The sequence below is a fragment of the Actinokineospora xionganensis genome, assembly GCF_014323725.1.
Classification (GTDB): Bacteria; Actinomycetota; Actinomycetes; order Mycobacteriales; family Pseudonocardiaceae; genus Actinokineospora; species Actinokineospora xionganensis.
In genome coordinates this window covers 484,916-505,020 of record NZ_JABVED010000003.1, presented here as the reverse complement: position 1 = coordinate 505,020, position 20,105 = coordinate 484,916, and the positions used below count along the sequence as shown (strand labels likewise).

The following is a 20,105-nucleotide window of genomic DNA, read 5'->3' as shown; positions in this document are numbered from 1 at the left end:
CTAGTTCACGACTTCGGGTGGGTTTTCGAAGTAGTCGTCGTCAGCCCTGGTGTCGCGCTGGAGTTCCAGGTTCATCGGCTCGTCGGCACCGTCGCTGGTGTGGCCTTCCGGCAGGTGCGCCTTCACCACGTCGAGCGCGGGACCGTCACCGATGAACTCCTGCATGGCCACCACGACCTGTTCCCCGGCGACGCGCTGCGCCTGCCGGGTGAGCTCCATGATCTGCCGCGCGAGGTGCTCGGGCTCGATGTCGCGCACGCCGGGGCGCAGCACCAGCCCGGTGGTCGCGCCGCTGGCGCTCACCCGCACGGTGATCTCACCGTCCTGCGACGTCGCCGACCCGCCGACTTCCCGCAGCGCCTTGTCGGCTTTCGCCGCACCGGCCGCGGCCTGCTTCAGTTTCTCGTCGTACTGCGCGAGCCACTGCTCAGGGTTCATCCTCGCCCCTCCAATGGTCCTACCAGGATCATTCGCAAATCTTGGACGGAGGATCCTCCGATCGGTTCCCCCGCGGGGACGAATTGGTCAACTCGTTTGCAGGCGCACCCGGCCGGACCGCCGCCCGTGGCCGGGACACGGAATACTGGCCAAGACGGTGAAGACAGGAAGGGGTCGGCGTGCCTGTTGCGGCGGTGCTGGAGATCGACCAAGTCTCCAAGCGCTACGGCGACGTCCTCGCCTGCGACCGCCTCACCTTCGGAGTCCGCGGCGGTGAACTCTTCGGCTTCGTCGGCGGCAACGGCGCGGGCAAGACGACCACCATGCGGATCATGCTCGGGGTGGTCGCCGCAGACGCGGGCGAAGTCCGCTGGAACGGCGTCGCGCTGGACCACTCGGCGCGCAGGCGGTTCGGCTACCTGCCCGAGGAGCGCGGACTCTACCCGCGGATGAAGGTTCTCGACCAGCTCGTCTATCTGGCGGAGCTGCATGGTTTCGGCGTCAACGAGGCCCACCGCAACGCCGAGAACTGGATCGCCCGGCTCGGCCTGCGCGAGCACCGCGACGACGAGGTGCAGAAGCTCAGCCTGGGCAACCAGCAGCGGGTGCAGCTGGCCGCGGCGCTGGTGCACGAGCCGGACGTGCTGGTGCTCGACGAGCCGTTCTCCGGGCTCGACCCGATCGCCGTCGACGTGCTGGCCGTGATCCTGCGCGAGCGGGCCGACACCGGCGTGCCAGTGGTGTTCTCCAGCCACCAGCTCGAACTGGTGGAGCGCCTGTGCGACCGGATCGGGATCATCCGCGACGGCCGGATGGTGGCCTGCGGGACCGTGGAGGAGCTTCGGGCCGGCAGCGGGACCACCCTCGTGGTGCACGCCCCCGCGGCCGCGCCCGGCTGGGCCGACGGTGTGGAAGGCGTGTCTGTCGTCGAACGCCAGAACGGCCGGACGAGACTGCGGCTGGCCGACGGCGCCGACGACCAGCCGGTCCTCGCCGCCGCGCTCGCCACCGGGCCGGTGCACGAGTTCAGCAGGCACCGCCCGTCCCTGACCGAACTGTTCCGCGACGTGGTGGGAGGTGACTCGTGACCGGCCGTGACATATCCGCATCGCGCACCGTGTGGCTGGTCGCCCGCCGGGAGCTCAACACGAGGCTGCGCACCAAGTCCTTCCTCATCGGCACCGCGGTCTCGCTGGCCGTGCTGATCGGTTTCGTGCTGATGCAGAGCACCCTGTTCGCGGGCGAGTCCACCAGCCGGGTGGGGCTGTCCGGGCAGGCGACGTCGATCGCGGGCAGGCTCGCCGCCGAGGCGGAGAGCGCGCGCTTCAGCGTGCGCACCAGCACCGTCGACGACCTCGCGGCGGGTGAGGCCATGGTCGCCGACGGCGAACTGGACGTGCTGGTCAGCGGCGCGCCGTCGGCGCTGCGCGTGCTGGTCCGCGAGAACCTCGACGAAGACCTGCGCAAGGCGCTGAACACGTTGGTGCAGGAGCAAGTCCTGCGTGCCCAACTCGCCGCGGTGGAAGACCTCGACCCCGACCAGGTCCTGGCGACCGTGGCCGACGCGACAATCGATGTGCGCGCGCTCGGCCCCACGGACCCGAATCACGACCAGCGGCTCGCGGTCGCCCTGGTCATCGTGGCGATGCTCTACATGGCCCTGCTGCTGTACGGGACGATGGTGGCCCAAGGGGTGGTGGAGGAGAAGTCGAGCCGGGTCGTGGAGATCCTGCTCGCCACCGTTCGGCCCTGGCAGCTGTTGCTCGGCAAGGTGCTCGGTCTCGGCTTGGTCGGTCTCACGCAGTTCGCGGTGATCGGCACGGTCGGCCTGGTCCTCGCCACCGCGACCGACGTCCTGACCATCACCGGCGCGGCCACCGGCACGCTGGTCTGGGGTCTGGTCTGGTACCTGCTCGGATATCTGTTCTATGCCACGGTTTTCGCGTCGGCGGGCTCACTGGTGTCGCGCCAGGAGGAGACGCAGGCGGTGCTGCTGCCGGTGACCATGGTGTTGGTGCTGGCCTTCGTCCTCGGCTTCGGCCTGCTGTCGCGCGCGCCCAGCGGGACGGCGACGACGGTGTTGTCGCTGCTGCCGCCGTTCGCCCCGATCCTTATGCCCGGCCGGATCGCGCTGGACGCGGTGGCCGGCTGGCAGATCGCCCTGGCGATGGCGTTGACGCTTGCCTCGGTCGCGGGCCTGGCCTGGCTCGGCGGGCGGATCTACGCGGGTGCGGCGCTGCGCACCGGAGCCCGACTCAAACTTCGGGACGCGTTGCGCCCCTAGGATTTGATCGCCGCGTACCGGTCGAGCGCGACCTGCCGTTCCTGAGCATGGTCGACGACCGGTCCGGGGTACCCCTTGACACCCGACGGCTTGTGCACGGATTTTCCTGGTATATCCCGGAGTTCGGGGACATAGCGACGCACGTAGTCACCGTTCGGGTCGAACTTCTCGCCCTGCGATGTCGGGTTGAACACCCGGAAGTACGGCGCCGCATCGGTTCCCGAGCCCGCGGTCCACTGCCAGCCGTGCTGGTTGGACGCGAGGTCGCCGTCGACCAGGTGGCGCATGAAGTGCCGGGCACCCCACCACCACGGCAGGTGCAGGTCTTTCACCAGGAAGCTGGCGACGATCATCCGCACCCGGTTGTGCATCCACCCCTCGGCGAGCAGCTGGCGCATCCCGGCGTCGACGATCGGATAGCCGGTCTTGCCCTGGCACCACGCGTCGAACAAGTCGGTGTCGTTGTCGTGGGCGATGCGGTCGAACTTCTTGTCGTAGTTGGTGCGCGCCGTCTCCGGCCGGTGCCACAACACGTCGGCGTAGAACTCACGCCAGGCGAGTTCGGACCGGTAGACGTCGTGGTTCTCGCCCAGGTCGGCCAGCAGGGTGCGGGGATGCACGCAGCCCCAACGCAAGTACGCCGACATCCGGCTGGTGCCGTCGAGGTCCGGCCGGTCCCGGTGTCGGGCGTAGTCGTCGAGGCGGCCACGGAAGTCCTCCCACGCCCGCAAGGCGTCCCGCTCACCATGCGACTCACCGGCGGGCAGCTTCGTCGCCGCGTCCACCCAGTCCACTGTGGACGCATCGGTGTCCGCGGGCGCCCGCCACCCGTGGTCGAGCCAGGCCCGTTTGAACGGCGTGAACACCTTGTACGGCTCGCCATCGGCCTTGCGCACCCGCCCCGGCGCCACCGCGTACGGCGACCCGGTGCGGACGAACTCCACCCCCAGCGCCGCTTCCACCGCCGCATCGCGCTTCCGGCCGTACGGGCCCATGTCCGCGGACACGTGCACCGACCCGGCCCCGAACTCCGCCACGACCCTGGGCACCACCTCGGCGGGCTTGCCGCGCACGACCATCAGCCGACCACCGAGCTGGTCGTTCAGGTCGCGCAGGCAGCCGTGGAGGAAATCGACCCGTGGCTTCCCAGCGGGCGCGAGCAGGACGTCATCGAGCACGAAGAGCCCCACAGCCGACGGCGAACGCTCGGCCGCCGCCAGCAGCGCCGGGTGGTCGTGGGTGCGCAGGTCCCGGCGGAACCAGACGACGGAAGGAGCAGTCATGCGCCGAAAATACCCACAGTGGCGCCGGTCCGCCGACCGCTCAGGTCGTGGCCGGACCACACGGCGATGGAAACGACCATAGGGCGAACGCTACACACAGTCGTGACCCGTCACTGCGTACGCTTGCCCGAACGGCACGGGGAGGAACGACCGTGGACTGGGAAATCGAGCGCCATGACTGGGCCGCGCCTGCCCGGATGCCCGAGACGATGCGGTCCCACTACGCCGGCGTTCCAGGCGCCATCCGCGCGCTGGCCCAGGCGCCCGATCGAACCGCGGCCAACCGGCTGCTGTACCGGATCGACAACGTCGTGGTGATCCGGGGAAACCCCCAGCCCGGCGCGGCGCAGGCCTGCGCGTGTCTGGTGAGCGCGCTGATCTCGGCGACGCCCGCGGGCCGGACCGTGATCCTGGAACTGCTCTCCCAGATCGGCGGCGGAGCGGTCGGCCCGGCCGCCAAGCTGCTGGGTCTCTACGCCGACATCCGGGCCGAGGTGGTCCACGGGTTTCCCCTTTACGCCGAATATCTGGAAACGGGTAGCCCGGCGGACCGGCTGCACTGCATCGGACTTCTCCGGATCTGCGCGGCGATCGACCCGACGGTGATCCCGCGCGTCCGCTACCTCTACACCCGGGTCGCCGCCCTCGGCGACGACTACCGCAAGGCGACCGATGCGAACCTCGCCCTGCTGGTGCCGACCAAAAGGGCCGCCCCGCCAAGCGGGACGGCCCAGATGAAGCGAAGGCCTCAGCGCTCGGCAACCGGCTTGTAGTCGCGCTCCGTCTGTCCGATGTAGACCTGACGAGGGCGGCCGATCTTGGTGGCCGGGTCGTTCATCATCTCGCGCCAGTGGGCGATCCAGCCCGGGAGGCGGCCGAGGGCGAACAGCACCGTGAAGAACTTCGTCGGGAATCCCATGGCCCGGTAGATCAGGCCCGTGTAGAAGTCCACGTTCGGGTAGAGCTTGCGGGAGACGAAGTACTCGTCCGACAGCGCGTGCTCCTCAAGCTGCTTCGCGATATCCAGCAGCGAGTCGTCGCCGCCGAGCTTGTTGAGGATGTCGTCGGCGGTCTTCTTGATGATCGCGGCGCGCGGGTCGTAGTTCTTGTAGACCCGGTGGCCGAAGCCCATGAGTTTGACGCCGTCTTCTTTGTTCTTGACCTTGTTGACGAACGCCTGGACGTCGCCGCCGCTGTCACGGATGCCTTCGAGCATCTCCAGCACCGCGCTGTTCGCGCCGCCGTGCAGGGGTCCGAAGAGTGCGTTTATTCCAGCGGAGATGCTCGCGAAGAGGTTCGCCTCCGACGAGCCGACCAGCCGCACCGTCGAGGTCGAGCAGTTCTGCTCGTGGTCGGCGTGCAGGATGAACAGCAGGTCGAGCGCGCGTACGAGGTCGGGGTCGACGTCGTAGTTCTCGGCCGGGAAGCCGAAGGTCATCCGCAGGAAGTTCTCCACCAGGCCCAGCGAGTTGTCCGGGTAGAGGAACGGCTGGCCGACCGACTTCTTGTAGGCGTACGCCGCGATCGTCGGCAGCTTCGCCAGCAGCCGGATCGTGGAGATCTCGACCTGGTTCGGGTCGAACGGGTTGAGGCTGTCCTGGTAGAAGGTCGACAGCGCCGACACCGCGGAGGACAGCACCGGCATGGGGTGCGCGTCACGCGGGAAGCCGTCGAAGAACCGCTTCAGGTCCTCGTGCAGCAGGGTGTGCCTGCTGATCTTGTGGGTGAAGTCTTCGAGCTCGGCCGCCGTGGGCAGCTCGCCGTAGATCAGCAGGTAGCTGACTTCGAGGAATGACGACTTCTCGGCCAGCTGTTCGATCGGGTACCCGCGGTAGCGCAGGATGCCCGCGTCGCCGTCGATGTAGGTGATCGCCGACGAGCACGCCGCGGTGTTCACGAAGCCGGGGTCGAGGGTCACCAGACCGGTCTTGGCCAGCAACTTGCCCAGGTCGACACCTGAGGTGCCGTCAGTGGCGGGAACGACCGCCATCTCGTGCTCGCCACCCGGGTAGCGGAAGGCGGCGGTCTGCTCGGTGCCGGTGGGCGCTGCGGTCCCGTCGGGCATGGACGTACCTCTCACACTCGGTAGCGGGGCGCCGGTAGGCCGAGCCGGTGAGGCCGTGGTCGGGTGCGCAAGCGGCGGCGAACCGCCGCGCCACAGCACCGCCCCGTTGGGGTCCTGAGCCCCCTACGCTAGTGGTCCACGCGCCCTTCGGACACCCGTGGACGGGACCGACGGCGTCCGTTGGGACACGTATCACAGACTCGATCGTCCTGAGTCCAGGCCGCCGAGCACCAGATCCGCCAGCGCGGCGAACGCCTCGGCGTCGGATACCTCGGCCCGGGCCCCGAGGACGCCGGTCTGGATCCCTTCGATCAGCCAGCCGACCATCTCGCCGACGAGCCGGGCGTGAACGTCGCGGAAAAGCCCCTCGGCGACACCCTCCTGGATGAACGCGCGGATGCGGGCCGCGGCGGCCTGCGCGTTGCGCTCGTAGACCCGCCGGGTGGAGGGGAACGCGGCGACGTCGGCGACGAACTTCCCCGTCGCGCGGCTCATCTCCGCGCCCGCGCCCACCAGGTAGCGCACCACCCGGTCGCGGGCGTCGCGGGCCTGCGCGACGTCCTTCTCGATGCGCTCGGTCGCGCCGCGGAAGAAGTGGCCGACCACCTTGCGCGCGAGTTGCTCCTTGCTCGGCGCGAGCGCGTAGAGCGTCGACTTCGAGCAGTGCAGGCGCGCGGCGAAGTCGTCGAGGGTGGACTCCGCGAAGCCCTCACGCAGGTACAGAGCCAGCAGTTCCTCCAGTAGGGCGGCCTGCCGAGCGGTGGGCGTGCGCCTGGTCATACGTGCAGCGTATCGACAGTCCAGCGACCAGAACAGTACTCTGAGGCGTCCGTCAGTACAGGTCTCAGTACCGGAGGTCCCGCATGCCCGCCGAGCGTCTACTGCCCAACACCGAGGCGGAAGACCTCCTGAAGCTGACCCGCGAGATCGCGCGCGACGAACTCGCGCCGCTGGCGAGCCAGTACGAGGAAGAGGAGCGGTTCCCGCGCGAGCAGTTCAAGCTCCTCGGACGCAGCGGCCTGCTCGGTCTCCCGTACGCGGAGAAGTGGGGCGGCGCGGCCCTGTCCTACGAGGTCTATCTGCAGGTCCTCGAAGAGATCGCCGCCGCCTGGATGTCGGTCGGCGTCGGCCTGTCGGTGCACACCATGTCCTGTTTCGCCCTGGCCGAATACGGCAGCGACGAGCAGCGCGAGCGCTTCCTGCCGGACATGCTCGGCGGCGACCTGCTCGGCGCGTACGCCCTCTCGGAGACCCACGCGGGCTCCGACGCGGCGGCGCTGTCCACCAGGGCGGTCCGCGACGGCGACCAGTACGTGGTGAACGGCACCAAGGCGTGGATCACCCACGCGGGCCACGCCGACTTCTACACGACCATGGTCCGTACTTCCTTTTTCGACACAGACGATGGCTCCAAGGGCAAGGGCATCAGCTGCCTGCTGGTGGACGCCGACACACCGGGCCTGTCCGCCGCCGCGCCGGAACGCAAGATGGGCCTGACCGGCTCCACCACCGCCCAGATGATCTTCGACGGCGCCCGGGTCGACGCCGACCGGCTCCTCGGCGCCGAGGGGCAGGGCCTCAAGATCGCCCTCGTCGCCCTCAACTCCGGCCGCCTCGGCATCGCCGCCTGCGCGGTGGGCCTGGCGCAGGCCGCGCTCGACGAGGCCGTCGCCTACGCGAAGCAGCGGGTGCAGTTCGGCAAGTCCATCATCGACTTCCAGGGCGTCGAGTTCCTCCTCGCCGACATGGCCGCCGCCGTCGAGTCGGCGCGGGCGACCTATTTGGAGGCCGCCCGCAGGCGCGATCGCGGACTCCCGTTCCTGCGACAGGCCTCGATCGCGAAGCTGGTGGCCACCGACGCCGCGATGAAGGTCACAACCGACGCGGTCCAGGTCCTGGGTGGAGCGGGCTACACGCGCGATTTCCCTGTCGAGCGTTATATGCGCGAGGCCAAGGTCCCGCAGATTTTTGAAGGGACGAACCAAATACAGCGAATGGTGATCGCGCGGCAACTACGCGTGAGCTAGGTGTGGTCGAATATCCGCGCCGCCGTCAGACTTACGTTCGCCGGGCATCCGACGATCTCACCGGTATACGGAAGTCTGTCCCTAGACGTGGGGGTTCGATGAGCTTTCCGACACTGGCGGAACACGTGGTGGAAATCCTGGCTCAGCGAGCCCGGATGACCATCGACGCCCCGCATCACCGCGCGGCGGACACGCTGTTCGACGCGGTGATCGGCAGGCTGCGGCGGACGGGGACGGCGGGCACGTTCGACCTGTTCGCCGCCGAGCCCGACGCTCCCGCCCGGCGCAGGCCGCTCGTCGGGGTGCTCAACCACCAGTTCCGCGACGACCCTCAGTTCCGTGACCTGATCGCCGGGATGGTGCGGGCGACGAACATCGCGCCGCCCGCGGGCTCGGAGCCCGTGGACGAGCCGTCCGGGTTCAACCGCAGGCGGATGGCGGTCATCGTGGTGTCGGTGCTCGCGGCCACCGGCTTGATCATCGGCGGCCGCGTCGCGTACCTGCACCTGACCGAGGAGCCCCAGCCCGACGGCAACACGTCCTGCCGCGACTTCTTCGCCATGCACCCGGACAAGCAGCGTGCCCTGCTCGAACACGTCTACCGGCAACGCAACGAGCCGCTGCGTGAACACGACCCGTACATCGTCGCGAGCGTCCTCTACGGCTGCGGCCAGAACCCCGAACGCACCGTCATCCAGGTAGTCAACTCCTCCGCCTAACCGCGAGTCCCACGCCCAGAACCACGAGTCCCACGTTCCCGACAGTGAGTTCCACGTTCAGGACAGCGAGTTCGCATTTCGCGCCGCCGCTGGCCCCCAGGTTTCGGGACTGGCTGTCGCGAAGTGAGAACTCGGTGTCGGGAACGTGGAACTCATTGTCGGGAACGTGGGACTCGGTGTCGGGAACGTGGGACTCGCGCGGAGGGTGTTTAGGGGCGGGGTTCGGCGTAGAAGGCGGGTTTGGTTACGCCCAAGCCGGTGGCCTCGTCGAAGTGGTAGACGTCGCGGCCCTCGATGAAGACCCGCAGCGCGCGGCTCATCACGTCGAGCGGATCACCGGACCAGATCACGAGGTCGGCGTCGAGGCCGGGCTTGAGCGCGCCCACCCGGTCGTCGAGGTCGAGCATCTCCGCCGGGTTGACGGTGATCGAGCGGATCGCCTCAACCGGGTCGAGGCCTTCCTTCACCGCGAAAGTCGCCTGGTGCACCAGGAAGTTGATGGGCACGACCGGCGCGTCGGTGGTCAGCGCGATCCGCACGCCCGCGCGGGCGAGGATGCCGGGATTGCGGAAGTCGCGCCTGCGGACCTCCACCTTGGACCGGCCGACGATCAGCGGCCCGGTCACCACCGGGATGTCCCGCTCGGCGAGCAGGTCGGCCAGCAGGTGCGCCTCGGTCCCGTGGTTGATCACCAGCCGGTAGCCGAACTCGTCGGCCAAGCGGATCGCGGTAGCGATGTCGTCGGCCCGGTGCGAGTGCTGACACCACGGCAGGTCACCGTCGAGCACCGCGACGAGCGCCTCATTGGTGAGGTCGCGGTCGAACGGCTTACCCTCGCCCGCCGCGTGTTCCTTGCGTGCCTTGTAGTCCTGCGCCTTCGTCATCGCCTCGCGGATGATCGCGGCGACGCCGAGCCGGGTCGACGGCATGACCTTCTTCTCGCCGTAGACGCGCTTCGGGTTCTCGCCGAGCGCGCTCTTCATGCTCACCGGGTCCCGCAGCAGCATGTCCTCCACGGTCCGGCCCCAGGCCTTCACCGCGACCGTGTGCCCGCCGATCACGTTGCCGGAACCGGGTTTCACCACCAGCGTGGTCACCCCGCCGCACAGCGCGTCGCGGAAGCCCTCGTCGTCGGGGTTGATGGCGTCGATGGCGCGGACCTTCGCGGTGACCGGGTCGGTCATCTCGTTGGTGTCCTGCCCCGCCCAGCCCTCGCCTTCCTCATAGACGCCGACATGGGCGTGCGCCTCGACGAACCCGGGCAGCACCCAGCAACCCCCGGCGTCGACGATCTCGGCGCCGTCGGGGACGTCCACGTCCGCGCCGACGGCCACGATCTTGCCGTTGTCGATCAGGACCGTTCCGCCGTGGATGGGATCTCCATCGACCGGAACCACATAGCCGTTCGTTACCGCGATAGTCACAAAATCGACTGTATAGGTCGAAGGCCCCATGATGCCGACCATGTTTCGCGCGGACAGACCTGCAGCAGGTCGGTGCCCGAGTTGAGCGCGTCCGGCGGGCAGGTCATCGGCTCGATGGCGATCGCCCGACCGGATTCCTTGCCGGGGAACGAATCCGGCGTGTACACCTGCACCCAGCCGAACACCGGGTCGGCCCAGACCTCCACGCCGCCGCCCGGGCCGCGCAGCGAATGGCGGACCAGGCCGTCGAGCCCGGGGACGCAGCCGCCGAAGGCGTCGTCGAGGGTCGTGCCGCGCAACGGCTTGCCGTCGGCGAACGAGTCGTCCGCGACGGCCGGGCCAGTGGGCACCATGCGTTCCGGGTCGAGCGGCAGGCGGGTGGTGGCGGCCAGGGTGAGCACGCAGTCTTCGGCGTCGGCCCGCCCGGGGCGCGGGTACGGGTGCGCGCCGACGCCGAAGGGCATCGGCTGGTCGGCGAGGTTGTGGACGGTGTGGGTGACGGCGAGTCCCTCGACGTCGAGCGCGTAGGTGACCGTGGTGCGGAACCGGAAGGGCCAGCCGGGACGGTCGCCGACGGTCAACTCCAGGGTGACCGACGAGTCCTCCTCGACCGTGGCCGACCAGGTTTCCTTGCGCACCAAGCCATGGCTGGCGTTGCCGCGAGCGGGCTCGCTCACCGCGAGGTGCTGGGGCTCGCCGTTGTAGGTCCACACCGCGCCCGCCGTGCGGTTGGGCCACGGGATCAGGACGGCGCCGGACCCCATCGGCGCGGGCTCGTCGGCGGGGAAGGTCTCCACGTAGGACACGCCGTCGACCTCGAAGACGCGCAGGGTCGCGCCGGTGGCGGTGATGACGGCCCGGGCTCCGGCATACGTGATCTCGTACTCATCGGCCATGTAACAGGAGCGTACGCGGGCTCGACATTACTAGACCGGTCTGTATAGTACGGTCATGGGAAAGCGCACCGACACTCGCGAACGGACGCTGCGGACCGCGGCGACCCTGTTCCGCACCCAGGGCTACCACGGCACGGGCCTCAACCAGGTCCTCGCCGAAGGCGGCCTCCCCAAGGGCTCGCTGTACTTCCACTTCCCCGGCGGCAAGGAACAACTCGCCGCCGAGGCCGTCACCCTCGCGGCGGGCGAGCTGTGCGACTGGGTCTCCGTCATCCTCGAATCCGCCCCCGACGCCGCGACCGGGCTCGACGCGGTCATCCAGACGCTCGCCGAGCACCTCGTCGCCTCCGACTTCAGTCGCGGTTGTCCTATCGGCACGGTAGCGCCGGACGGCGGCGACATGGTGCGCGAAGCCTGCGCCTCCGCGTTCGCATCCTGGCAGGGCGTGGTGCGCGACTTCCTCGCAGAACGAAACATCCCCGATGCCGACGACGTCGCGACCACCCTGCTCGCCGCCCTGGAGGGCGCGCAGCTGCTGGCCCGCACCCGCCGCGACACCGCGCCCCTCCACGCGGTCGGCACGACCATGCGAACACTGTTGAAAGGACGCTGAACGTGCGCGTACACCACCTGAACTGCGGCTCCATGCACCCCCTGGGCGGCAAGCTGCTCGACGGGCAGCCGGGCCTGTTCCGCATGGCGAACATGGTCTGCCATGTGCTGCTCGTCGAGAGCGAGCAGGGCCTGGTCCTGATCGACACCGGCTTCGGCGAGACCGACCTGGCGCGGCTGCCGGGCTCGCTGCCCCGTGAGTTCGTGCACCTGGTCCGCCCGGTGGCCGACCCGTCGATGTCGGCGATCCACCAGGTGGAGGCGTTGGGCCACAAGGCATCCGACGTCCGGCACATCATCCTGACGCACATGGACCTCGACCACGCCGGCGGCCTGCGCGACTTCCAGAGCGCCACCGTGCACGTGTACGAGCCGGAGCACACGATCGCGACCGCGCAGGCGACTGTGCGCGAACGGCAGCGGTTCCGCGCCGCGCAGTGGGCGCACGGCCCGAAGTGGGAGATCTACCAGGCCGGCGGCGGCGACGAGTGGTTCGGCATGCGCGCGGTCCGGGGCCTGGTCGGGCTGCCCGAGGACTTCCTGCTGGTCCCGCTCGAAGGCCACACGCGCGGCCACGTCGGGGTCGCGGTCGACACCGGCTCGGGCTGGCTGCTGCACGCGGGCGACGCGTACTTCAACCACGGCGAGATCGACCCGGTGAACCCGACCTGCCCACCGCTGATGAGCGCGTTTGAGAAGATCATGCAGGTGGACAGCAAGGCGCGGGTCGCGAACCAGGCCCGGCTGCGGGACCTGGTCCGCGACCACGGCGACGAGGTCACCGTGTTCTCCGCGCACGACGCCGTCGAACTGCGTCGCCTGACGGGCTCAGTCGTCTGACACGGAAGATTTGAACACCAGCTGGTTGACACCCCACAGCACGACCCCGATCGCCAGCAGGATCGCGGCGATGCCGTACTCCCTGGCGGGCCTGCCCGAAAGCGGGCTCGCCAGGAAGGCGCAGGTGACCGCGCCGATCACCGGGACGATCGTGGGCGCACGGAAGTGCTTGTGCGCAACCGGGTCCTTGCGCAACACGAGCACGGCGACGTTGACGACGGTGAACACCAGCAGCAGCAACAGCGACGTCGTCCCGCCGAGCAGGGTGATGTCGACCGACGCCACCAGGCCCACCGCGATCAGGCTGGTGAACAGGATCGACACCCACGGCGTGCGGCGGAACGGGTGCACCGTCCCGAATGCGCGCGGGATGATCCGCTCGTTGGCCATGCCGTAGACGAGCCTGCTCGCCATCAGCATGTTGATCAGCGCCGAGTTGATGACCGCCAGCAGGCCGATCAGCGCGAAGACCCACAGCGGGAAGTCCGGCGCCCCGACCGAGACGACCCGCAGCAGCGCGTCGCTCTTCGCCGCCGACAACTCGTTGGCGGGCAACAGCAGCGAGGACGTGAGGGCGACCAGGACGTAGATCGTCGCCGCGACACCCATGCCGATCAGCATCGCCTTGGGGAAGATGCGGACGGGTTCGCGGCACTCCTCGGCCATGTTGACCGAGTCCTCGAAGCCGACCATCGCGAAGAACGCCAGCGCCGTGGCGGAGGTGACCGCGATGAACGGGGTCTGGTTCGCGGTGTCGATCTCCAGCAGGCGGCCGGGCTCGCCTTGGCCCTGGGTGATCGCGTAGAAGCCGATCACGATCACGATCAGCAGCCCGGACAACTCAATCATCGTCAGGACCACATTGGCCCACAGCGATTCCGCGACGCCGCGGAAGTTGACCGCGGCCAGCAGCAGGATGAACCCGACCGCGATCCACACGGTCGGGATGGTGAGTGAGTCGCCCATCAGCTTGCGCAGGTACGTGTTGCCGAACGCCTGGGCGGCTGACGCGGCGGAGGTGATGCCCGATGACATCACGGCGAACGCGACCATGAACGTCAGGAACTGGATCTTGAACGCGCGGTGCGTGTAGAGCGCCGCACCGGCGGCGCGCGGGTACTTGCCGACCAGTTCCAAGTAGCTGAAGGCGGTCAGGAAGGCGACGAGGAACGCGATCAGAAACGGCAGCCACAGGGCGCCGCCGACCTTGCCCGCGACCGTCCCGGTGAGCGCGTACACGCCCGTGCCGATGATGTCGCCGACCACGAACAACAGCAGCAGCCCGGGTCCGATGACCCGCTTGAGCTCGGGTTGTGCCTGCTCCCCGGGCTCGACGATGATCGATTTCGGTTGGTCAACCATGCATTAGAGACTGTCCCACCGACTACCGTCGCACAAGGTCAAACACCGACCACCCGGGGTTCGAACCGGTAGCGCCAGAACTTGGGGACCGCCACGACGGTGACGATGGTCAAGGCCACCACCAGGATTCCGCCGATAGTGGCCGCCGCGGCCGTGCCCAGCGCGGCACCGCCCCAGCCGTGCAGGACGTCGGCGATGCGCGGTCCACCCGCGACGACGACGGTGAAGACGCCCTGCATCCGGCCGCGCATCTCGTCGGTGGCCTCGGTTTGCAGCATCGAACTGCGGTGCACCGCACTGATCAGGTCCGCGCCGCCGCCGACGGCCAGGAAGATCACCGCGAGCCAGAGCGCGGTCGTGAGTCCGAAGCCGACCATCGCCAGTCCCCACACGATGATGGAGATGGTGATCACCGCGCCCTGCCGGGGCATCCGGGCGAACCAGCCGGAGAAGATGCCGAACAGCGCGGAGCCGATGGGGATGGCTGCGTAGAGCCAGCCCAGCGCGAGCCCACCGCCGGGCGGGTCGCCGAAGGTGCGCTCGGCCATTTCCGGGAACAGGGCCCGGGGCATCCCGGCGACCATCGCGATGATGTCGACCAGGAAGGACACCAGCAGGATGTTGCGTCCGCGCAGGTAGCGGAAGCCGTCGGCGATGTCGGTCAGGCCTGCCTTTCGGGAAGACCCCTCCCCCGGCGGCAGCTTGGGCAGCAAGGTCACCATCCACAGCGCGAGCACCAGCGCGACGGTGTCCACAAGGTACAAAGTGGACAAACCGAGCAGCGGAATCAGCGCCCCCGCGGCGAGCGGGCCGAACACCATGCCGAAGGTGAAGGTGGTGAACCCGAGCGCGTTCGCCTGCGGGATCAGCTCTTCAGGGACCAGCCGTGCGATGGCGGCGCTGCGGGTGGGCATGTTGACCGCGACGAAAGCCTGTTGGAGCCCGAGCAGGGCGAGGACGGTCCATACAGAGCCGAGCGACACGAACGCCTGGAGCCACAGCAGGCCGGAGGTCACCGCGACCCCGATGTTGGTGACGATCATGACCGTCCGCCGATCATGCGCGTCCGCGATGGCCCCGCCCCACAGACCGAAGACGAGAAGGGGAACCAGCCCCACCGCGCCCGCGATGCCCACCCAGGCGGATGAGCCGGTGAGGTCGTACACCTGCTTGGGCACGGCCACGGCGGTGAGCTGACTGCCCACGGCGGTGACGGCGGTGGAGACCCAGAGCCTGCGGTACCCCTTGATCCGCAGCGGCCGGACGTCGATGAGGGCCTTGCCGAACATCGTGCGGAATCGAGATCGAGGCTCGGCGTCGAGAGTCACTTCGTTAGCCTATGACAACTAACGCCCACTCATCGCGTGATTTTCACCAACCCCAACCCGCGAGTCCAACGTTCAAAACAGCGAGTCCAACACCCAGAACACCGAGACCAACGTTCGCGAGATCGCGAAACCGGCGATGTTCTGAACGTTGGACTCGGCGTCCTGAACGTTGGACTCGCGGGGGTTATGGGCCGAGGCGTTGTACTCGCCAGCCGTCGCGGGTCAGTTGGAAGCGGAGGCGGTCGTGCATGCGATCCTGCCTGCCCTGCCAGAACTCGACGACCTCCGGCTGGATTCGCCAACCGCCCCAATGGGGCGGCACCGGCACGGTCTCGGCGTCGGCGAATCGGCGCTCGACGTTGGCCAGGGCGGACTCCAGGGCGGGCCTGCCGTTGACGACGATCGACTGCGGTGAGGCCCAGGCCCCCAGCTGCGAGCCGCGGGGGCGCTTGGCCCAGTACTCGGCGGTCTCGGCGGTCGACACCTTCTCGACGGTGCCGCGGATGGTGGCCTGCCGGTGCATCGCGAACCACGGGAAGGTCGCCGACGCGTACCGGGTGGCCATCAGGTCGTGACTCTTCGCGGAGGTGTAGTTGGTGAAGAACACCAGGCCACGCTCATCGAGGCCCTTGGCCAGGACGGTGCGTGAGGACGGCATCCCCTCGGCGTTGGCGGTCGCCAGGACCATGGCGTTCGGCTCGGCGACGCCAGCCTGCCGGGCCGCGTCGAGCCAGCGCTGCAACTGCTCGTGCCAGGTCGGCGCGAGGTCGGCTTCGGTGAGCGCACCTTGCTCGTAGGCCACCCGCATGGTTGGCAGTTCCAAGGTGATGTCGCCGTCCGCCATCCGTATCTCCTCCGCCAACCCGTCGGATCCCGCAAGCGACGTTACGGGTAATCGAGATGAACGGAAACCGCCCGGCCGGTGACAGCTGCCACGCACATCGGGCAATCGTGTGCGCAGGTGTTACAGGGTGTTGAAGGTCAACAATCTTAATCGATCCACTGGATCGTGACCGAAGACACCAGCGTGAACGATTGCTAACCCGGTGGTATAGGGGCAAGGTTTGGCCAGCCGTGCAGTGGTGCTCGGCGACGGCGACCTGTCTTGACGCCGCTGCCGCTGCGCGAATCCGTCGGGGACATGGCGCGAAAGGCGAGACAATGCACAACGCGGTGCAGGACATCGATACAACACCCGCTGTGGCGGCAGAACCGGACGACGGTTTCCGCCCCGGTCTCGAAGGCGTCATCGCCTTCCGCACTGAGATCGCCGAGCCGGACCGTGACGGCGGCGCACTGCGCTACCGCGGCGTCGACATTGAGGACCTGGTCGGCCGGGTCACCTTCGGCAACGTGTGGGCGCTGCTGGTCGACGGCCGTTTCGGGCCGGGCCTGCCGCCCGCCGAGCCGTTCCCGCTGCCCGTGCACTCCGGCGACGTCCGGGTCGACGTGCAGGCCGGTCTCGCGATGCTCGCCCCGATCTGGGGCTACCAGCCGCTACTCGACATCAACGACGAGGACGCGCGCGACCAGCTCGCCCGCGCGTCGGTCATGGCCCTGTCGTACGTGGCGCAGTCCGCGCGCGGCATCCATCAGCCCGCGGTCCCGCAGAAGCGCATCGACGAGTGCGACTCGATCACCGAGCGCTTCATGACCCGCTGGCGCGGCGAGCCCGACCCCAAGCACGTCCAGGCGGTCGACGCCTACTGGGTCTCCGGCGCCGAACACGGCCTGAACGCCTCCACCTTCACCGCCCGCGTCATCGCCTCCACCGGCGCGGACGTGGCGGCCTCGCTGTCGGGCGCGATCGGCGCGATGTCCGGCCCGCTACACGGCGGCGCCCCGGCCCGCGTGCTGCCGATGCTCGAAGAGGTCGAGAAGAACGGCGACGCCCGCAAGTTCGTCAAGGGCATCCTCGACCGCAAGGAGCGGTTGATGGGCTTCGGCCACCGCGTCTACCGCGCCGAAGACCCGCGCGCCCGCGTGCTGCGCCGCACCTGCAAGGAACTGGGCGCCGAGCGCTACGACGTGGCCGTGGCCCTGGAGCAGGCCGCCCTGGCCGAGCTGCGCGAGCGTCGCCCGGACCGCGCGATCGAGACCAACGTGGAGTTCTGGGCCGCGGTGATTCTGGACTTCGCCCAGGTCCCGCCGCACATGATGCCCGCGATGTTCACCTGCGCCCGCACAGCCGGTTGGTGCGCGCACATCATGGAGCAGAAGCGCACCGGCAAGCTGGTCCGCCCGGCCGCGAAGTACATCGGCCCCGCCCCGCGCAAGCCGGAAGAGGTCGAGGGCTGGGACAACATCTCCCACCTCTGATTTGTTTCACCCCCCGAAATCGCTCATCCGTTCGTGTGATTGCCGCAGCAGGACGCTGCTGATCACATGAACGGATGAGCGATCTTCTTCCCGCGCGGATGCGGGCCCTCGGATCCACACTGGCCACCCTGCGCGGACAAGCCGAACTCACCACTCGGCAGGCGGCTGCCCGTATCGGCACCTCCATCGCGACCCTGAACCGGATCGAGCGGGCCAAACGGTCCGCCACGGTGGCTGAGGTGTCGGCGATGCTGGCGATCTACGGGGTGGTCGGCCCGGAACGCAAGCGGATCATGGCCAACATCGAGAAGCTGACGGCCCCCTGGTTCGAGGATGATCACCAGCTCCGCGAGCTGTTGCGGCCCTTGGCCGACTTCGAGTCGCAGGCGTCCTCGATCGTGAATTTCTCCCCGGCGAATGTCCCCGGCCTGATCCAAACTCCGGCCTACGCGCGAGCGATCATCAGCGACGTCCTGACTGAGCACGTGGAAGAGCGCGTGGCGGATCGCCTGGCCAGGCAGCAAGTGCTGTCCAAGCGGGCCGCGCCCCGTTACCTCGCCATCCTCGATGAGGCAGTGCTGAGAAGGCCGGTGGGCGGCTCCCACGTGATCGCGCAACAGATCCGCTCGATGATCGAGCGGGCGAAGCAGCCCCACGTTGATATCCGTGTGATTCCCTTCAAATACAGCCAATACGCCAGCCCCGGCTACTTCAGCGTTCTGGGGTTCACCGATGCCCCAACGCTTGTCTATGTCGAGCACCGAGGCAGTTCCGGCTTCGTGGACAGCCCGATGGGCAAACGCAAGCTCCAAGACCAGGCAGCCCGACTGGCCAAGATCGCCCTGGATTCCGCCGATTCAGTGAAGTTTCTGGCGATGGTCGCAGCCGATCACGAACGGGGCTGAAACAACATGCACGCAGAGTGGCGGAAATCCAGCTTCAGCAGCGGCGACGGCGCGGCCTGCGTCGAGGTGGCCTACTCGACCGAGGTCCGCCTACGCGACTCCAAGGCGCCCGAGGCAGGCACCCTGCGCCTCCCCGCATCCTCCTGGGCCTCGCTGCTGGCGGAAATACCCGCACCTCCATCAGCAATATAAAAGCGCGCCTCATCCATTTATTGGCATCTTCCGATAACACTATTGCCACACCTCCATTGCGCCCCTAGCGTCCGAGCAACTGACGACTGGGAATGGGGAACAATGGCGAGACCTGTTTACCGACGATTACTCGCGGCCGCCCTCGGTGTCGCGCTGGTGGCCGCGGGCTCCACTTCGGCGTCGGCCGAGCCGATCCAGCTCGTGACGAACCACACGTGCGCCTACCCGCTGATCGATGCCCAGCCTGCCCAGGTCACCCGCGCCACCGACTTGCCCGAGCAGGTCACCCAGGGCCGACGCTTGGACCGCGCGCCTATGCAGTCGCGGTTTCTACTGGGCCGCCAAGTCGCGGAGATGATGCGGCTTGCCCGGGCGACCAGCGTCAAAGTGACCATGGTCTCCGACATCCGGATCAAACCCGTCGTCGGCCCCGCCAGACCTTTGGAATCCGAAACCGAAATCGATTGGATATCGGTTCCGCAAGCACCAGATGACGAATTCGAAATCGTCTTCAACACCTACCTCGCGCCGCTGGACTTTCCCGATGTAGGCGAGGTGTCAATCAAGGTTTACGACGTCTTTCTCAACCTCACCCTTCGCCGGAGCGACGGCTCGATTGTCATCGCCCATGAAGTCCACTGCATGCAGGATCCCGGCCAGGACAACTTGCTGGCCGCCATCCGGGTCGCCGCACCCGCCGCACCCGCGAACCTGCGGACCACAGACGTCGGCATCGACACCGTCGAACTCGCCTGGGACTCCACCGGCCAGCCCGCCTACGAGGTCTTCCGCGACGGCGAACTGGCCGCCACCGTGCCCGGCACCACCGCGCGCGTCTCCGGCCTACTCCCGGATACCGACTACGTCTTCACCGTCCGCTCGCCCCAATCCCCATTCAGCGCACCGCTTTCGGTCCACACCCGCCCGCGCGTGACCCACCACGACTGGAACCTCGCGGGCGCCGCCACTCTAAAAGCCGCCCACACCTCAGTCGCCCTCCGCGGCACGCTCGGGGTCGACCACGACGTGCTGACCGGCAACTTCACCGCCGACCTCAAGCTCGACCCGGCGACCGCCACGATGACCCTCAACGGCATGTTCCCCGCGACCGCCCGGGTCAGCTTCACCCCTATCGGGAAGATGACCGGCACGTTCCGGACCGCACGTGTCGACGTCGGGATCACCCTGTCGAACCTGACCATCTTCGGCTTCCCCCTCCCGGTCGCGCCCTGCCGCACCACCGCCCCGACCGCCCTGGACATGTCCAGCGTCAACCTCACGATGGCGGGCTCCTTCACCATCGCGCCGTTCACCGGCTGCGCCCCAGTCACCAACCTGGTCACCTCGAACGTCTCCGGCCCCGACAACCCCCTCGAAGTCCGCCTTAGCTGACCAGCACTGAACCCCGTGT

At 68.4% G+C, this 20,105-nt stretch carries 20 protein-coding genes; 11 read left to right on the top strand and 9 right to left on the bottom strand.

Annotation, left to right across the window (positions count from 1 at the left end; translation table 11 throughout):
- The gene (locus tag GPZ80_RS08730; protein ID WP_187219723.1) at positions 1 to 438 is read right to left on the bottom strand and encodes a YbaB/EbfC family nucleoid-associated protein; all 438 of its coding nucleotides are present in this window, start codon (positions 436 to 438) and stop codon (positions 1 to 3) included.
- Between the two features lie 179 nt (positions 439 to 617).
- Here GPZ80_RS08730 and GPZ80_RS08725 point away from each other — a divergent pair, with 179 nt between their 5' ends.
- Together GPZ80_RS08725 and GPZ80_RS08720 are read left to right on the top strand one after the other, a co-directional pair.
- Positions 618 to 1,526, top strand: a complete 909-nt coding sequence (locus GPZ80_RS08725) for an ABC transporter ATP-binding protein (protein ID WP_312880200.1) — start codon at positions 618 to 620, stop codon at positions 1,524 to 1,526.
- Entirely contained in the window at positions 1,523 to 2,722 is a 1,200-nt protein-coding gene (locus tag GPZ80_RS08720) for an ABC transporter permease (protein ID WP_312880199.1), read from the top strand. The genes GPZ80_RS08725 and GPZ80_RS08720 overlap by 4 nt, the downstream gene beginning before the upstream one ends.
- Here the strand turns inward: GPZ80_RS08720 and GPZ80_RS08715 are convergent.
- Positions 2,719 to 4,005, bottom strand: a complete 1,287-nt coding sequence (locus tag GPZ80_RS08715; RefSeq protein WP_187219722.1) for a cryptochrome/photolyase family protein — start codon at positions 4,003 to 4,005, stop codon at positions 2,719 to 2,721. The two genes, GPZ80_RS08720 and GPZ80_RS08715, sit on opposite strands and share 4 nt — an antisense overlap.
- A 152-nt stretch (positions 4,006 to 4,157) precedes the next feature.
- Here GPZ80_RS08715 and GPZ80_RS08710 point away from each other — a divergent pair, with 152 nt between their 5' ends.
- Complete coding sequence (locus GPZ80_RS08710) at positions 4,158 to 4,778, top strand: hypothetical protein (RefSeq protein ID WP_187219721.1); 621 nt, start codon at positions 4,158 to 4,160, stop codon at positions 4,776 to 4,778.
- Here GPZ80_RS08710 and GPZ80_RS08705 read toward each other — a convergent pair.
- Both GPZ80_RS08705 and GPZ80_RS08700 read right to left on the bottom strand, forming a co-directional pair.
- The gene (locus GPZ80_RS08705) at positions 4,754 to 6,070 is read right to left on the bottom strand and encodes a citrate synthase (protein ID WP_187219720.1); all 1,317 of its coding nucleotides are present in this window, start codon (positions 6,068 to 6,070) and stop codon (positions 4,754 to 4,756) included. The genes GPZ80_RS08710 and GPZ80_RS08705 overlap by 25 nt on opposite strands.
- Positions 6,071 to 6,262: 192 nt before the next feature.
- Complete coding sequence (locus tag GPZ80_RS08700; RefSeq protein WP_187219719.1) at positions 6,263 to 6,850, bottom strand: TetR/AcrR family transcriptional regulator; 588 nt, start codon at positions 6,848 to 6,850, stop codon at positions 6,263 to 6,265.
- An 83-nt stretch (positions 6,851 to 6,933) separates the two neighbouring features.
- Between GPZ80_RS08700 and GPZ80_RS08695 the strand changes: the two genes are divergently transcribed.
- On the top strand, positions 6,934 to 8,097 hold the full coding sequence (locus GPZ80_RS08695) for an acyl-CoA dehydrogenase family protein (protein WP_187219718.1): 1,164 nt from the start codon (positions 6,934 to 6,936) through the stop codon (positions 8,095 to 8,097).
- Positions 8,098 to 8,195: 98 nt separating this feature from the next.
- Complete coding sequence (locus GPZ80_RS08690; protein ID WP_187219717.1) at positions 8,196 to 8,816, top strand: hypothetical protein; 621 nt, start codon at positions 8,196 to 8,198, stop codon at positions 8,814 to 8,816.
- A 209-nt stretch (positions 8,817 to 9,025) separates the two neighbouring features.
- Here GPZ80_RS08690 and GPZ80_RS08685 read toward each other — a convergent pair whose 3' ends face one another.
- Positions 9,026 to 10,240: an amidohydrolase gene (locus GPZ80_RS08685; protein ID WP_187219716.1), complete on the bottom strand. Its 1,215-nt coding sequence runs from the start codon at positions 10,238 to 10,240 to the stop codon at positions 9,026 to 9,028.
- Complete coding sequence (locus GPZ80_RS08680; RefSeq protein ID WP_187219715.1) at positions 10,237 to 11,136, bottom strand: aldose 1-epimerase family protein; 900 nt, start codon at positions 11,134 to 11,136, stop codon at positions 10,237 to 10,239. Before GPZ80_RS08680 ends, GPZ80_RS08685 begins: the two co-directional genes overlap by 4 nt.
- 55 nt (positions 11,137 to 11,191) lie before the next feature.
- Between GPZ80_RS08680 and GPZ80_RS08675 the strand changes: the two genes are divergently transcribed.
- Together GPZ80_RS08675 and GPZ80_RS08670 are read left to right on the top strand one after the other, a co-directional pair.
- Positions 11,192 to 11,749 (top strand): TetR/AcrR family transcriptional regulator, encoded by a 558-nt coding sequence (locus tag GPZ80_RS08675; protein ID WP_187219714.1) that lies wholly within the window; start codon positions 11,192 to 11,194, stop codon positions 11,747 to 11,749.
- Between the two features lie 2 nt (positions 11,750 to 11,751).
- Positions 11,752 to 12,588, top strand: a complete 837-nt coding sequence (locus tag GPZ80_RS08670) for an MBL fold metallo-hydrolase (RefSeq protein WP_187219713.1) — start codon at positions 11,752 to 11,754, stop codon at positions 12,586 to 12,588.
- Here the strand turns inward: GPZ80_RS08670 and GPZ80_RS08665 are convergent.
- From GPZ80_RS08665 to pdxH, 3 genes are all read right to left on the bottom strand, one after another.
- A complete protein-coding gene (locus GPZ80_RS08665; protein ID WP_187219712.1) occupies positions 12,577 to 13,950 on the bottom strand; it encodes an APC family permease in 1,374 nt (457 codons plus the stop codon). The genes GPZ80_RS08670 and GPZ80_RS08665 overlap by 12 nt on opposite strands.
- A gap of 38 nt (positions 13,951 to 13,988) precedes the next feature.
- A complete protein-coding gene (locus tag GPZ80_RS08660) occupies positions 13,989 to 15,239 on the bottom strand; it encodes an MFS transporter (protein WP_187219808.1) in 1,251 nt (416 codons plus the stop codon).
- Between the two features lie 223 nt (positions 15,240 to 15,462).
- Entirely contained in the window at positions 15,463 to 16,122 is a 660-nt protein-coding gene (gene pdxH / locus GPZ80_RS08655; protein WP_187219711.1) for a pyridoxamine 5'-phosphate oxidase, read from the bottom strand.
- A gap of 317 nt (positions 16,123 to 16,439) precedes the next feature.
- On the opposite strand from pdxH, the gene GPZ80_RS08650 reads away from it, so the two are divergent.
- The 4 genes from GPZ80_RS08650 to GPZ80_RS08635 all read left to right on the top strand — a co-directional run bounded on the left by GPZ80_RS08650 (position 16,440) and on the right by GPZ80_RS08635 (position 20,086).
- Positions 16,440 to 17,597 carry a citrate synthase 2 gene (locus GPZ80_RS08650; protein WP_187219710.1) on the top strand — a complete coding sequence of 386 codons (1,158 nt, stop codon included), beginning with the start codon at positions 16,440 to 16,442 and terminating at the stop codon, positions 17,595 to 17,597.
- A 74-nt stretch (positions 17,598 to 17,671) separates the two neighbouring features.
- Entirely contained in the window at positions 17,672 to 18,502 is an 831-nt protein-coding gene (locus GPZ80_RS08645; protein WP_187219709.1) for a helix-turn-helix domain-containing protein, read from the top strand.
- 6 nt (positions 18,503 to 18,508) lie between these two features.
- The gene (locus GPZ80_RS08640) at positions 18,509 to 18,694 is read left to right on the top strand and encodes a DUF397 domain-containing protein (RefSeq protein WP_187219708.1); all 186 of its coding nucleotides are present in this window, start codon (positions 18,509 to 18,511) and stop codon (positions 18,692 to 18,694) included.
- A gap of 102 nt (positions 18,695 to 18,796) precedes the next feature.
- Positions 18,797 to 20,086 (top strand): fibronectin type III domain-containing protein, encoded by a 1,290-nt coding sequence (locus GPZ80_RS08635; protein ID WP_187219707.1) that lies wholly within the window; start codon positions 18,797 to 18,799, stop codon positions 20,084 to 20,086.
- Positions 20,087 to 20,105: the final 19 nt, after the last annotated feature.

Bases quoted from the DNA above. Each gene is read 5' to 3' on its own strand.
- GPZ80_RS08730 (WP_187219723.1), bottom strand. From the start codon at position 438: ATGAACCCTGAGCAGTGGCTCGCGCAGTACGACGAGAAACTGAAGCAG.
- GPZ80_RS08715 (WP_187219722.1), bottom strand. From the start codon at position 4,005: ATGACTGCTCCTTCCGTCGTCTGGTTCCGCCGGGACCTGCGCACCCAC.
- GPZ80_RS08705 (WP_187219720.1), bottom strand. From the start codon at position 6,070: ATGCCCGACGGGACCGCAGCGCCCACCGGCACCGAGCAGACCGCCGCC.
- GPZ80_RS08700 (WP_187219719.1), bottom strand. From the start codon at position 6,850: ATGACCAGGCGCACGCCCACCGCTCGGCAGGCCGCCCTACTGGAGGAA.
- GPZ80_RS08695 (WP_187219718.1), top strand. From the start codon at position 6,934: ATGCCCGCCGAGCGTCTACTGCCCAACACCGAGGCGGAAGACCTCCTG.
- GPZ80_RS08690 (WP_187219717.1), top strand. From the start codon at position 8,196: ATGAGCTTTCCGACACTGGCGGAACACGTGGTGGAAATCCTGGCTCAG.
- GPZ80_RS08680 (WP_187219715.1), bottom strand. From the start codon at position 11,136: ATGGCCGATGAGTACGAGATCACGTATGCCGGAGCCCGGGCCGTCATC.
- GPZ80_RS08675 (WP_187219714.1), top strand. From the start codon at position 11,192: ATGGGAAAGCGCACCGACACTCGCGAACGGACGCTGCGGACCGCGGCG.
- GPZ80_RS08665 (WP_187219712.1), bottom strand. From the start codon at position 13,950: ATGGTTGACCAACCGAAATCGATCATCGTCGAGCCCGGGGAGCAGGCA.
- GPZ80_RS08660 (WP_187219808.1), bottom strand. From the start codon at position 15,239: ATGTTCGGCAAGGCCCTCATCGACGTCCGGCCGCTGCGGATCAAGGGG.
- pdxH (WP_187219711.1), bottom strand. From the start codon at position 16,122: ATGGCGGACGGCGACATCACCTTGGAACTGCCAACCATGCGGGTGGCC.
- GPZ80_RS08650 (WP_187219710.1), top strand. From the start codon at position 16,440: ATGCACAACGCGGTGCAGGACATCGATACAACACCCGCTGTGGCGGCA.
- GPZ80_RS08645 (WP_187219709.1), top strand. From the start codon at position 17,672: ATGAGCGATCTTCTTCCCGCGCGGATGCGGGCCCTCGGATCCACACTG.
- GPZ80_RS08640 (WP_187219708.1), top strand. From the start codon at position 18,509: ATGCACGCAGAGTGGCGGAAATCCAGCTTCAGCAGCGGCGACGGCGCG.
- GPZ80_RS08635 (WP_187219707.1), top strand. From the start codon at position 18,797: ATGGCGAGACCTGTTTACCGACGATTACTCGCGGCCGCCCTCGGTGTC.